The following is a 12,458-nucleotide window of genomic DNA, read 5'->3' on the forward strand; positions in this document are numbered from 1 at the left end:
TATTCGTGATCAAGATCGAAAACTTTACCGCTATTTTTCCGTGCTGGTGCTTTCAGTGTGAGGGAGTAAGTTAACGGATAGGGGGGATTTAGTTATTTAAAATCAGTTAATTATAAATATCTGGTAAGAAAAGGGATCGGCATACGCAATAAAGTGAAAGCGGTTATTGTGACGAGAGGATGCCCCTCACCCCAACCTTCTCCTTTAGTGAGAGGGGGCTGTTAGCCCGTGCTCTTTTGGAAGTAAAGAGGTCATCTCATTAAACTCGATCGGTCCCCTCCCCCTGTGGGAGAGGGTGAGGGGCAATCACTGTGTTGGCGCAGGTCACAGCCTGCCTTCACAGCCACAAACCTGAATCACCTTTTGCACCACCTGCTGCATGGCCAGCTTGGCGGGCTGCATATAGTGGCGCGGGTCGTTGGCCTGCGGATGCTCCGCCAGATGCTGTTTCAGCGCATCGGAAAAGGCGATCTTAAGCTCCGTCGCCACGTTCACCTTGCAGACCCCCAGCCGAATCGCCTGCTGAATATCAGCGTCTGGCAAACCCGACGCACCATGCAGCACCAATGGCACGCTGACCCTGTCGCGGATCTGCCCAAGGCGGATGAAATCCAGCTCTGGCTTGCCCTGGTAAAGTCCATGCGCCGTACCAATCGCCACCGCCAGTGAATCGATGCCGGTGGAACGCACAAACTCCTCGGCCTGCTGCGGCGAGGTATAGCGGGCATCCTTGGCATCGACGCTGATGCCATCCTCAACGCCGCCAAGCCGCCCCAGCTCTGCCTCAACGCTGACATCATAACGATGGCAAAACTCGGTCACCTGCCGCACCAGCGCGATATTTTCCGCGAAGGGCAGGTGCGAGCCATCAATCATGGCCGAGCGGATCCCTGCATGTACTTTGGTTTGAATATCTTGCAGGGCCTCATGGTGATCCAGATGCACCGCCAGCGGGATGCGGTATTCGGCGGCCAACTGTTTGACAATGGCGACCACGTTAGCCGTTCCCGCATAGAGATAGGTGCCGGGCGTACCGGCCAGGATCACCGGTGAGCGCATGTGTGCGGCGGTTTCAGCCACCACCTGCATGGTTTCCAGGTTATGAATGTTGAAGGCTGGTACGGCATAGCCCTGTTGTTGTGCCTTCTGCAGCATATTGTTGGTCGAAATGATGTACACCGCCTGCCTCCTGTTTTCTTTGGTTACGTTATCTTTCGATGGTTATCATCTAATCGAAAGTTAAAATAAGCAAACAGTTATTTTGCGGTTGTGATGAGGATCGGCAAAAGATCGAGGTAAAATAAGGAGCAAGCAGGGTGGGATAGCGAAGGGAAAAGCGGATGGCCGCCCAGGCAGGCGACCATCATCGATCTTATTCTGGTACGACCCAGTTCACCAGGTGGTGACCGATACCGGACGGCACCAGTACCTTGTGTAGCCACGGCAGCACGGTGTTCATCTGCTGTTCCAGCTTCCAAGGTGGGTTAATCACGATCATGCCTGAAGCCGTCATCCCGCGTTGATCGCTGTCGGGCTTCACCGCCAGCTCGATTTGCAGGATACGGCGGATGCTGGTCGCCTCCAGCTCTTTGAGCATGCGTTTGATCTGCTGGCGCATCACCACCGGATACCACAGAGCATAGGTGCCGGTGGCAAAACGCTTGTAGCCTTCCTGAATGCCTTTCACCACGTCTTGATAATCGGTTTTCATCTCATACGGCGGGTCCATCAGGATCAGGCCACGGCGTGACGGAGGTGGTAATTGGGATTTTAACTGCTGGTAACCATCGGCACGTTGCACTTTGGCGCGCTCGTCTTTCTGGAATTCGTTACGCAGCAGCGGGAAATCGCTTGGGTGCAGCTCTGTCAGATGGATTTTATCCTGCGGGCGCAGCAGCTGGCGGGCGATCAGCGGTGAGCCTGGGTAGTAACGCAGGGTGCCGGAGCGGTTGAAGTTGTGCACTACGCTCATGTAGGCCGCCAGCTCTTCTGGCAGATCGTCACGTTGCCACAGTAGGCCGATGCCTTCCAGGTATTCCCCGGTGCGCTCGGCATGCTCACCGCTCAGCTGATAGCGCCCGGCACCGGAGTGGGTATCCAGGTACAGCAGCGGCTTATCTTTTTCTTTCAGCGCCTCAATGATCAGGCTCTGAACGGTGTGCTTGAGCACGTCGGCGTGGTTGCCGGCGTGAAAACTGTGGCGGTAACTTAACATGGCGTTTTGTGTTTCCTGATTTTCGAGTTATTTTCAATAAAATCAACTCATTAAATGCAAAAGAGTTCTGCGTGTTTACTGCAAACTCGTAGATCAACGAATTTAAGCTACCAAGTATAAACCGCCTTGCTGGTAAAAAGCGAAAAGCGTTGCAGCCTGGGGGGAGCTACGCTGGTATAGGCAAGAATGGGTGATAGCTATAAGGGAATTATTTTGATTGTTCTTTATACAATGCTGAATTTCAATTATATTAGTGGATGAGTAAATGGAGATACTTTTTTATAAGGCAACCGGAGGCCGCCATGAAAGATAGAATATACCCCAACTATCTCACGGGAAATAATTCCACTCTTTTCCCCACACCACCCGATCATGGTGCCTATGCCCGACGAATTGCGGAAGAAAAATTCCAAGCTTGCATGAAAGCCGAACAGCGTCACATCATGCTGCTTACCAAAGAAGAAGCCTATGATGTTCTGGAGTGCTTTGGAGAGTTTGGCCGAGGCGATCGGCAGCTTGATGAGGGCTTTCTCAATATCACCCGTGATGAAGGCCTGGACTATCTGGGATATGCTGCCACCTATAGCGGCAACGCGAAGGATTTTTATTCTGCGGCGGATCTGGTCAGGAAGTTGGGGGGCTTTGGGATAGCCGCTATCATTTATGTCGGAAGAAACGGTGAGAAGCTAATCAAGATCACCGGCTACCCAGGTATTAGACGGATCTTAAATGGAACGCGTTATTCGTTAAATAATATGCAAATTGTGCAGATTGGGGTCGGGGTAAAAGGGCTTAATCATACTGCTATACAGGGTATGAAATGGAGTATATATGTCTCTTTGGCCTACCGTAGCTTGGAGTTTATACTAAAGGATGAAAGCACTGCGGCTAGTTTTTTAGGAAATGTAACTAGTGATATTGTCAAAGCGGTTGTCGTTACTGTTATCATGAGAGCAACATCGTCCGCGTTGTTAATAGGAGCGGCTGTTTCCTTAGGTGGTGCTATTATTGGTGTCGCCATTGTGGCATTTTTTATTACGATGGGTCTAGAGTATTTAGACCGGGAATATGGAATCACTAATAAAATTATAGAAAAAATAAAGGAAATGGAAGTGCAGACACCAAGAGTTTCAAGTGTGTTAGGAACAAATAGCCAAATTTTATACAATAAACCATGAAGAATAAATTAATAGCCAACGTGGGCGAGACAGTTACAATAAAAGAGCGTTTAAGTTCTTTGCTTGTCGCCGGGATTTTTTCTTTAGGTTGCATTTTTGCACCAAGTATTATTAGCAACTATATCATCAGCTTTACCTATCCTGATGTTATTTCATTTAACAGGTTAGAAACTTTCATTTTAGCAATCATTCCTGCAAGTGCCGTATATTTCCTTATGTTCTTCCATTTGTCTATTACCGGCAAAAATTATCTGGCTAAATTCAAGCCTATACTTATATACTCTTTGCGCCTTACCGCTTTTTTGCTTGTTGTCGCCTTTATTTTTAATTGGCATTTTACCACAGTGTTGGATCAGCATGGCTATGGCACCTGTTGGAAAAGAAGCTTGTATTCGGAGACGGTCTATATTAAAGATGCCGAGGAATGTAAAAAAAGAGGGTCAGAGGTACTTAGAAAACCAAGACCAGCTTACCAAAAATAGAATCACCGGTTAATATGATGATAGTGAAGTATGAAAAATAAAATTGATTTAGAAACAACCTTTACTGAGATACTTAGCTTTCTCTTTACCTTTATTTTTGGGTTGCTTGGGGTTTTATTTACACCATATATTTTAAAAAAAGAACTATTACCTTACTTATCATACCCAGATGTTGTGTCATTTTATCTAATGGCGAATTATGTAGTGGCAGGTTTTTTTGGATTCTTAATGATGATGGTGATGTCAGGGTATGTCTTGGTTACAAGAAGGAAAGATTTTAAAAAAATAAAGAAATTTATCATGTTATGTATATATCTAACGGCATTCTTGTTTGCCATTGTGACTATTTTTAATTTTTACTTCACTACCTCGCTATATAAAAAAGGCTATGGCACTTGTTGGAAAAGAAGTTTTTACTCAGAGACACTCTATATCAAAGATGCCGAGGAATGTAAAAAAAGAGGGTCAGAGGTACTTAGAAAACCAAGATCAGCTTACTAAAAAATATGCAAATTGTGCAGGTGGTAGTAGGGTCTTGATCATAGGAATAAAATAGATTTTTTGTCTCTTTTGTCTACTGCGAATATAGTGGGTGATGTAATAAATGTGGTGAGGAAGCAATCAATAATCAATTGATTTATAATAAAATATGAAAAAATCACAAAGGAAAAATACGATAAAGGCCACAATGCAAGAAAGACTAAGTGCATTATTAGTTTTGTTCATCGGTGTTATGGGTATTCTATTGATTTTCCCGCTGGTAGGTAACTACATGGTTAGCTTTAGTTTTCCCTCAGTCGTGTCGTTCAATAGACTCGGCACTTATATTATCTCTGCGTGGCCAGTCAGTGTCTTGCTTATCATTATAGGAGGGTATTCTTTTTTTACTGGTGATAAGGATTTCATTAGATTTAAAATGATAACGATATGGTCTTGTCGAATCACCATGCTTGGTATGATTGTTGCGACTCTATTTAATTGGCATTTTACCACCGCATTGGATCAACATGGTTATGGTATCTGTTGGAAAAAAAGTATATATGGGGAGACACTCTATATCAAAGATGTCAGCGAATGTAAAAAAAGAGGAACCCAAGTGCTTAAAAGACCCAGAGCAGTTTATAGACGTTAGGGCCTCTTGGTAAAAGAGACCCAGCTAGTCGTTAATAAACTCTGTCGTCCCATACGCTATAACCTGATGTGCCAGCGATATGGTGCTGGCAAATAATATCTTTATAACGTACAGAGATAATTTCTTCGGGTTGTGCACTAGAATGCGTTAAGCAGTGGGGATAGTTTATGTTGAAATCTACGATGGTCGCCTCTCTGAGTTCGATCGTGTAGTACAACTCTTGAGCACCATTTTGCGATGTGCGGTAAAAATCAAACTTAAGGTTAAGCAACTCGTTATTAGAAATAGCCAGCAAAAACAAAGGGGATGATTTATCCTGAGGCTTAACAAAAATCACTGGGTTATGCATCACATTTTCGCCCCGGCTGATGTTATGCGCGAGCTTAAGAACCAGTATCTGGTTTTCGTGGCCTAACTGGTGCTTGTTGCCGATTGAATCCGCTGTAGAACACCCTGCCGATATCAACCCTTGCTGTTTTCCGTTAATCGCCACGTAAATATTATTTGCCATCATAAACTCCTTGTAATGTAATTGACTGAGATCGGTTAAAAAGAACGCCAAACCATTCTGTATCAAATTAAGCTTAATTAACATGGTTTTTAGCGCATAGACTTGATTTTTTAACTCAGAATATAAGCTTTATCAATAAATAAAAATGATTTATCAAGTGCATTGTATGCATATGCACGTGTCTCGAAATGGATATTAATGAAAATGAGAGTGTTTTATATGTCCTTAGCGGGGTCGCCTTCCTACTTAATGCAATCGTGGCTTATCTTCTTCACTAAACGATCCGCGTTAGTGAAGAAACGGATGCAATCACACGCTTGACCATTGATTTTCCCGTCAGTTGGCACCATGTTAGATAGAAGTTTATCTTTGTCTGGCCTGATGTGCGCATCGGGTCCACCACCCTAATCAGGACTTCCTCTATGACCAATGCGTTGCTGACACCGTTTGCCTTACCGCCGTTTTCTGCCATTCGCCCTGAAGATATCGTCCCCGCGGTGACATCCGCACTGGCCGACTGCCGTGCTGCGGTTGAGCGCGTCGTGGCACAACCGGGGCCGTTTACCTGGGAAAATCTATGTCAGCCGCTGGCCGAATCTGACGATCGCCTGTCACGCATCTGGTCACCTATTGGTCACCTAAACTCGGTAAAAAACAGCCCGGAACTGCGCGAAGCTTACGAACAGGCGCTGCCGCTGCTTTCCGAATACGGTACTTGGGTGGGTCAGCATGAAGGGCTGTACCAGGCCTATCGTAATCTGAAAGAGGGCGAAGGTTTTGCCAAACTGACTGCGCCACAGCGCAAGTCGGTAGAAAACGCGCTGCGTGATTTTGAGCTGTCGGGCATTGGCCTGCCAAAGGAAAAACAAAAGCGTTACGGCGAGATCGTGGCGCGTCTGTCCGAACTGGGCTCGACCTACAGCAACAATGTGCTCGATGCCACCATGGGTTGGAGCAAATTGATCACCGATGTGAATGAGCTGAGCGGCCTGCCGGAAAGCGCACTGGCCCAAGCCCAGGCGATGGCACAGGCTAAGGAGCAGGAAGGCTGGTTGCTGACGCTGGACATGCCGAGCTATTTGCCGGTGATGACCTATGCCGATAACCAGGCGCTGCGTGAAGAGATGTATCGTGCCTTCACCACCCGCGCCTCCGATCAGGGGCCAAATGCCGGTAAGTGGGATAACAGCGAAGTGATGGCGGAAACGCTAGCTCTGCGCCACGAACTGGCACAGCTGCTGGGTTTTGCCAGCTATGCGGATAAATCACTGGCGACCAAGATGGCAGAAAGCCCGGAGCAGGTGCTCGGTTTCCTGAGCGATCTGGCCAAGCGTGCTCGTCCTCAGGCAGAACAGGAACTGGCACAGCTACGTGCCTTTGCCAAGCAGCACTATGGTGTGGATGAGCTAGAGGCTTGGGATATCAGTTATTACGGAGAAAAACAGAAGCAACATCTGTTCTCCATCAGTGATGAGCAACTGCGCCCATACTTCCCGGAACAGCGCGTGCTGGAAGGGCTGTTCGAAGTGGTTAACCGTATTTACGGCATCACCGCCAAAGAGCGTCAGGGTGTCGATACCTGGCATCCGGAGGTGCGTTTCTTCGATCTGTTCGATGCCAAAGGTGAACTGCGTGGCAGCTTCTATCTGGACTTGTATGCCCGCGAGAACAAGCGCGGTGGTGCATGGATGGATGATTGCGTCGGCAGCCTGCGCAAAGCCAATGGCGAATTGCAAAAGCCGGTGGCTTATCTGACCTGTAACTTTAACCGCCCGCTGGGCGACCAGCCGGCGCTGTTTACTCATAACGAAGTCACCACGCTGTTCCATGAGTTTGGCCACGGTCTGCACCATATGCTGACGCAGATCGATACCGCCGGGGTTTCTGGTATCAACGGTGTGCCTTGGGATGCGGTAGAGCTGCCAAGCCAGTTTATGGAAAACTGGTGCTGGGAGCCGGAGGCGTTGGCATTTATCTCTGGTCACTTCCAGACTGGCGAACCACTGCCGAAAGCCCTGCTGGACAAAATGCTGGAAGCGAAAAACTATCAGGCAGCGCTGTTTATCCTGCGTCAGCTGGAGTTTGGCCTGTTCGATTTCCGTATGCACGCCGAATACAGCCCGGAAAAAGGGGCGCAGATCCTGCCAACCCTGGCCGAAGTGAAGAAAATGGTGGCGGTGGTGCCTTCACCAAGCTGGGGCCGTTTCCCACACGCATTCAGCCATATCTTTGCTGGTGGCTATGCGGCGGGTTACTACAGCTACCTGTGGGCGGAAGTGTTGTCGGCAGATGCCTACTCGCGCTTTGAAGACGAAGGGATTTTCAACGCTGAAACCGGTCAATCCTTCCTCGATAACATCCTGTCACGCGGGGGTTCCGAAGAGCCGATGGAATTGTTCAAACGCTTCCGTGGCCGTGAACCGAAGCTGGATGCTATGCTGCGCCATTACGGTATTAAAGGGTAACCCGCCAAGTGAGCGTGTTTTTATTGTGTGAAGCAGGCGCCGATCCCGGCGCCTTGTCTATTTTGGCCGATCGTTGGCAGCTAACCAGCGACGAAGATGCGACGATGGCGCTGGTGCTGACGCCAGAACGGTTGGAGCTGCGCAAGCGCGACGAGCCAAAGCTTGGCGCTATCTACGTCGATTTTATCGCTGGCCCGATGGCCCATCGGCGGCGTTTCGGCGGCGGCCGTGGCGAAGCTGTGGCCAAAGCGGTAGGTATCAAAGGCAGCTATGTGCCTAGCGTGGTGGATGCCACTGCCGGGTTAGGGCGTGACGCGTTTGTTTTGGCATCGCTGGGTTGCCAGGTTCGCATGTTGGAGCGTGATCCAGTCGTAGCTGCGTTGCTGGAAGACGGCCTGCAACGGGGCTATCAGGACGCGGAGATCGGCCCTTGGCTACGTGAACGCATGACGTTGCTTCATGCCTCCAGCCTGACGGCGCTGAGCGATCTCGATCCACGCCCGGAAGTGGTGTATCTCGACCCAATGTATCCGCATAAGCAGAAGAGCGCGTTGGTGAAAAAAGAGATGCGGGTATTTCAGTCGCTGGTGGGCAGTGATGATGATGCCGATGGCTTGCTGGAGCCAGCCCGCAGGCTGGCTACCAAAAGGGTCGTGGTGAAACGACCGGATTATGCCCCTCCGCTGGCCGACGTTCCTGCTCATGCAGCCACGACCACCAAGAATCACCGTTTCGATATTTATATGCCTTTGTAAGATAAACGTTTTCACCCTCACCCTAACCCTCTCCCAAAAGGAGAGGGGACCGAATGTGCCACAGCTTGGCTTGTTCGTTCGACCTTTGCAACTGTCATTGCTTAACTCATTCCCATCACTGTTGCAGCTCCCTCTCCCTGTTGGGAACCGATCGAGTGTGTCTGAAAATCCGGTGACGCACTTTGGATAAGGGGACGATCGAGTTTGATGAGATGACCTCTTTACTTCCAAAAAAGCAGGGGCTAACAGCTCCCTCTCCCTGCGGGAGAGGGTTGGGGTGAGGGGGAATTCATAGACCCTCCTCACATTTCCCATGCTCATTCTGCAATGTCACTGGTAACGCTGAGATGTGCGTCGCATAATCCTGTTTAATTACAATCAACTATAATGAAACAACATGATGAAAAAGACGCTGCTTTCCCTGCTGCTTTGCTTGAGTACCTCTGCCATGGCCGCTGAACCGGTAAATATCACCATTCTGGGCACCTCCGATCTGCATGGCACCTTCGTGCCTTGGGATTACTCTACCGACACCGAGAACCTGGCGGGCAGCCTCAGCCAGATTGCCACCCAGGTGCATAAAGTCCGTGCCCAGCAGCCGAACGTGATCCTGGTAGACGCCGGGGATACCATTCAGGGCAACTTTGTTGAAACCTTCAAGAATGACAAAACCAGCCCGATGATCCTCGGCTTTAACGCGTTGGACTACGACGTATGGGTGATGGGTAACCACGAGTTCGATTTTGGCCTGAAGGCGCTGGCAACCCCACTCAGCCAGTTCAAAGGCACCGCGCTGGCGGGGAATATTCTCTGGGACAGCGGCAAGCCTTACCTGCCCGCCTATAAGATCGTTGAGCGCCAGGGGGTGAAGATTGGCATTATCGGTATGGATACGCCGATGACCGCCGAATTTGCCAAGGGCACCGATCGCATCGACGGCCTGACGTTTACCAATCCGGTGCAGGCGGTGAAAAAGGTGATCCAGCAGATCCACGGCCAGGTGGACGCCATCGTGCTGGTGGCCCATATGGGGATCGATAATGAGAACCAGCGGCCGGGCACCGGCGTGGGCGATATCGCGCGGGCCAACCCAGAGTTGGCGGCGATCGTTGCCGGGCATATGCACGTCAAGGTGGATAAAGAGGTGATCAACGGTGTGATCGTCACCGAGCCGGACAAATACGGTCGTGCGCTGTCGCGCATCGATCTGCAATTTGAGCAGCAAAACGGCAAATACGTGCTGATCAATAAAGACAGCTACACCTACCCGATTAAAGGCATCAGTTCCGACAAAAAGCTCGAAGAGATCTACCAGCCGTTCCACACCATCCTGCGTGCCAACGCCAACCGGCCGATTGCGCAGCTGACTGGCCAGGATCTGGTGCCACCAGATGCGGTGAAAGGCATCCCGCAGGTACATATTCAGGATACCGGCATCAGCGCCCTGTATCAGGAAGCGGCCCGACACTACGCACCTAAGGCGCAGGTGATCGCGTTGCAGATTGATAACGACAGGCCGAAGCTGAACGTGGGCACCATTACCGCCAAGGATATCGCCTTCAACTATCAATATGCCGGTGGCGAAATCACCGTCTACCAACTGACCGGTAAAGAGCTGAAAAAGTACATGGAGTGGTCAGCGGACTACTTCAACCAGCAGCATGATGGCGATGTCACCTACAGCTTTAACCCACAGCGCCGATCGTCCAAATACTCAACCAATGACTTCTTTGATGGCGTGACCTATACCATCGATCTGCGTAAACCCGTTGGGCAGCGCATCACCGAGTTGAAATTGAACGACGGCACTCCAGTGACCGACAGCACGCCGATCCAGTTGGGGATGAACAGCTATCGCATGGGTCACCTGACGCAGAAAGGTGGCGTACTGGAGGGTATGCAGTTCCCGGTGCTGTCAGATACCAAAGCGGAGTTCGGCGAGGAGGCAGGGACTATCCGTAATCTCACTATTCGCTATCTGACCGAGGTGAAGAAGGGCGAATACCAGGGCAAAGCGATGCACCGCTGGAAGCTGGTGGGGCTGGAAGGGTATGAACGTGAGCGCAAGATTGTGGACAAGTTGCTCAATGACGGCAAAATCAGCGTGCCAACTACCGATGATGGGCGCTATACCAACGTGGCCTCCATCAACGTCAAAGAACTGCTATTTAGCGATCCGCAAATGATGAAGCAACAGGTTGCGGCGCTGCAAAAACAGGCGCAAGAGGCGACCGATCCAGTCATCAAACAGCGCTTGAACGATCGGTTGGTGATTATCGAAGCCATTAATTGAGGCTAAGCCACTGCCAATCCGATAAAAAATGCCGGCATATTCGCCGGCATTTCTCATTCAAGGGTAAGGTTAGAGCACGCCTTGAGCCAGCATCGCATCGGCAATCTTAACGAACCCGGCAATGTTGGCGCCGTGAACATAATGCGTTTGCTTGCCTTCGCCGCCGTACTCGACGCAGGACTGATGGATATCCGCCATGATGTGACGTAAACGGATATCGACCTTCTCTGCCCGCCAGTTAAGGCGCGCGGCGTTTTGCGCCATCTCCAGCCCGGAAGTGGCAACACCACCGGCGTTGGCGGCTTTGCCCGGTGCGAACAGTACGCCCGCTTCCAGGAAGGCATCGGTAGCCTGGATGGTGGTTGGCATATTAGCGCCTTCTGCCACGGCTTTGACCCCGTTGCGGATCAGCACCTGTGCGGCTTCCAGATCCAGCTCGTTCTGGGTGGCACAAGGCAGGGCGATATCCACCGGCACGTTCCACGGGCTTTCACCGGCCAGATAGGTCAGGCCACGCTCGCGGGCGTAATCGGCAACCCGGCCATAGCGCTGGTTTTTGATTTCGGCCAGATGTGCCAGTTTTTCAGTGGTGAAGCCCGCTTCATCCACTACGGTACCGCCGGAATCGGAAACGGTGATCACCCGTGCATCCAGCTCCAACGCTTTCTCAATAGTGTATTGCGCCACGTTACCGGAGCCGGAAACTGCGACACGCATCCCTTCAAAGCCCAAGCCATGGCGCTGCAGCATTGAATCGGTGAAGTACACCAGGCCGTAACCGGTAGCTTCCGGGCGGATCAGGCTGCCGCCGAACGACAGGCCTTTGCCGGTGAATACGCAACTGGTGTTGTTGGACAGTTTTTTCATCATGCCGGCCATAAAGCCCACTTCGCGGCCACCTACGCCGATATCCCCGGCTGGTACGTCGGTATCTGGGCCTAGGTGACGATAAAGCTCGGTCATCAGCGATTGGCAGAAGCGCATGATTTCGCCCTGGCTTTTGCCTTTGGGATCAAAGTCTGAACCCCCCTTGCCGCCGCCCATAGGCAGCGTGGTCAGGGCATTCTTGAAGGTCTGTTCAAAACCGAGGAACTTCAGAATGGAGGTGTTAACCGAAGGATGGAAACGCATCCCCCCTTTGTATGGCCCAATGGCGGAGTTGAACTGGATGCGGTAGGCGCGGTTTACCTGAACTTTGCCCTGATCGTCGATCCAACTGACGCGAAACTGAATGATACGCTCAGGCTCTACCAGGCGCTCTAACAGGGCGTGGTCACGATAATGGGGGTTACGCTCGATGAATGGCCACAGAGAGGTAAAGACTTCACGCACTGCCTGCAGATATTCCGGTTGATGCGAGTTATGACGTTGTAAGGATTTTAGAAAGGATTCTAGCGATACAGCCTGTTCCATGGATAGCTCCTGTT

11 protein-coding genes are annotated in these 12,458 nt (G+C 50.5%); 7 read left to right on the plus strand and 4 right to left on the minus strand.

The features are described from left to right. Positions 1 to 324: 324 nt before the first annotated feature. Both ACKWMY_RS10570 and ACKWMY_RS10575 read right to left on the minus strand, forming a co-directional pair. Positions 325 to 1,179 (minus strand): tagatose bisphosphate family class II aldolase, encoded by an 855-nt coding sequence (locus ACKWMY_RS10570; RefSeq protein ID WP_024527637.1) that lies wholly within the window; start codon positions 1,177 to 1,179, stop codon positions 325 to 327. 193 nt (positions 1,180 to 1,372) lie between these two features. Then, complete coding sequence (locus ACKWMY_RS10575) at positions 1,373 to 2,215, minus strand: 23S rRNA (adenine(2030)-N(6))-methyltransferase RlmJ (protein WP_409486273.1); 843 nt, start codon at positions 2,213 to 2,215, stop codon at positions 1,373 to 1,375. A 302-nt stretch (positions 2,216 to 2,517) separates the two neighbouring features. On the opposite strand from ACKWMY_RS10575, the gene ACKWMY_RS10580 reads away from it, so the two are divergent. The 4 genes from ACKWMY_RS10580 to ACKWMY_RS10595 all read left to right on the plus strand — a co-directional run bounded on the left by ACKWMY_RS10580 (position 2,518) and on the right by ACKWMY_RS10595 (position 5,007). Next, positions 2,518 to 3,393, plus strand: a complete 876-nt coding sequence (locus ACKWMY_RS10580; RefSeq protein ID WP_409486274.1) for a hypothetical protein — start codon at positions 2,518 to 2,520, stop codon at positions 3,391 to 3,393. Then, a complete protein-coding gene (locus ACKWMY_RS10585) occupies positions 3,390 to 3,875 on the plus strand; it encodes a DUF1240 domain-containing protein (RefSeq protein ID WP_409486275.1) in 486 nt (161 codons plus the stop codon). Before ACKWMY_RS10580 ends, ACKWMY_RS10585 begins: the two co-directional genes overlap by 4 nt. 30 nt (positions 3,876 to 3,905) lie before the next feature. Next, positions 3,906 to 4,376 (plus strand): DUF1240 domain-containing protein, encoded by a 471-nt coding sequence (locus ACKWMY_RS10590; RefSeq protein WP_409486276.1) that lies wholly within the window; start codon positions 3,906 to 3,908, stop codon positions 4,374 to 4,376. A 148-nt stretch (positions 4,377 to 4,524) separates the two neighbouring features. Next, positions 4,525 to 5,007, plus strand: a complete 483-nt coding sequence (locus tag ACKWMY_RS10595; protein ID WP_186580121.1) for a DUF1240 domain-containing protein — start codon at positions 4,525 to 4,527, stop codon at positions 5,005 to 5,007. Between the two features lie 31 nt (positions 5,008 to 5,038). Here ACKWMY_RS10595 and ACKWMY_RS10600 read toward each other — a convergent pair whose 3' ends face one another. Beyond that, positions 5,039 to 5,518, minus strand: a complete 480-nt coding sequence (locus ACKWMY_RS10600) for an Hcp family type VI secretion system effector (RefSeq protein ID WP_065684042.1) — start codon at positions 5,516 to 5,518, stop codon at positions 5,039 to 5,041. Between the two features lie 422 nt (positions 5,519 to 5,940). Between ACKWMY_RS10600 and prlC the strand changes: the two genes are divergently transcribed. The 3 genes from prlC (at position 5,941) to ACKWMY_RS10615 (ending at position 11,031) form a co-directional block, all read left to right on the plus strand. Further along, complete coding sequence (gene prlC / locus ACKWMY_RS10605) at positions 5,941 to 7,983, plus strand: oligopeptidase A (protein ID WP_024527634.1); 2,043 nt, start codon at positions 5,941 to 5,943, stop codon at positions 7,981 to 7,983. Positions 7,984 to 7,991: 8 nt separating this feature from the next. Then, entirely contained in the window at positions 7,992 to 8,738 is a 747-nt protein-coding gene (rsmJ, locus tag ACKWMY_RS10610) for a 16S rRNA (guanine(1516)-N(2))-methyltransferase RsmJ (RefSeq protein WP_024527633.1), read from the plus strand. Between the two features lie 400 nt (positions 8,739 to 9,138). Then, positions 9,139 to 11,031, plus strand: a complete 1,893-nt coding sequence (locus ACKWMY_RS10615) for a bifunctional metallophosphatase/5'-nucleotidase (RefSeq protein WP_409486312.1) — start codon at positions 9,139 to 9,141, stop codon at positions 11,029 to 11,031. A gap of 69 nt (positions 11,032 to 11,100) precedes the next feature. Here the strand turns inward: ACKWMY_RS10615 and gdhA are convergent, their stop codons facing one another. Then, positions 11,101 to 12,444 (minus strand): NADP-specific glutamate dehydrogenase, encoded by a 1,344-nt coding sequence (gene gdhA / locus ACKWMY_RS10620; RefSeq protein WP_024527631.1) that lies wholly within the window; start codon positions 12,442 to 12,444, stop codon positions 11,101 to 11,103. Between the last annotated feature and the right edge of the window lie 14 nt (positions 12,445 to 12,458).

Source organism: Serratia sp. J2 (assembly GCF_046269175.1).
Lineage (GTDB): Bacteria > Pseudomonadota > Gammaproteobacteria > Enterobacterales > Enterobacteriaceae > Chania > Chania fonticola_C.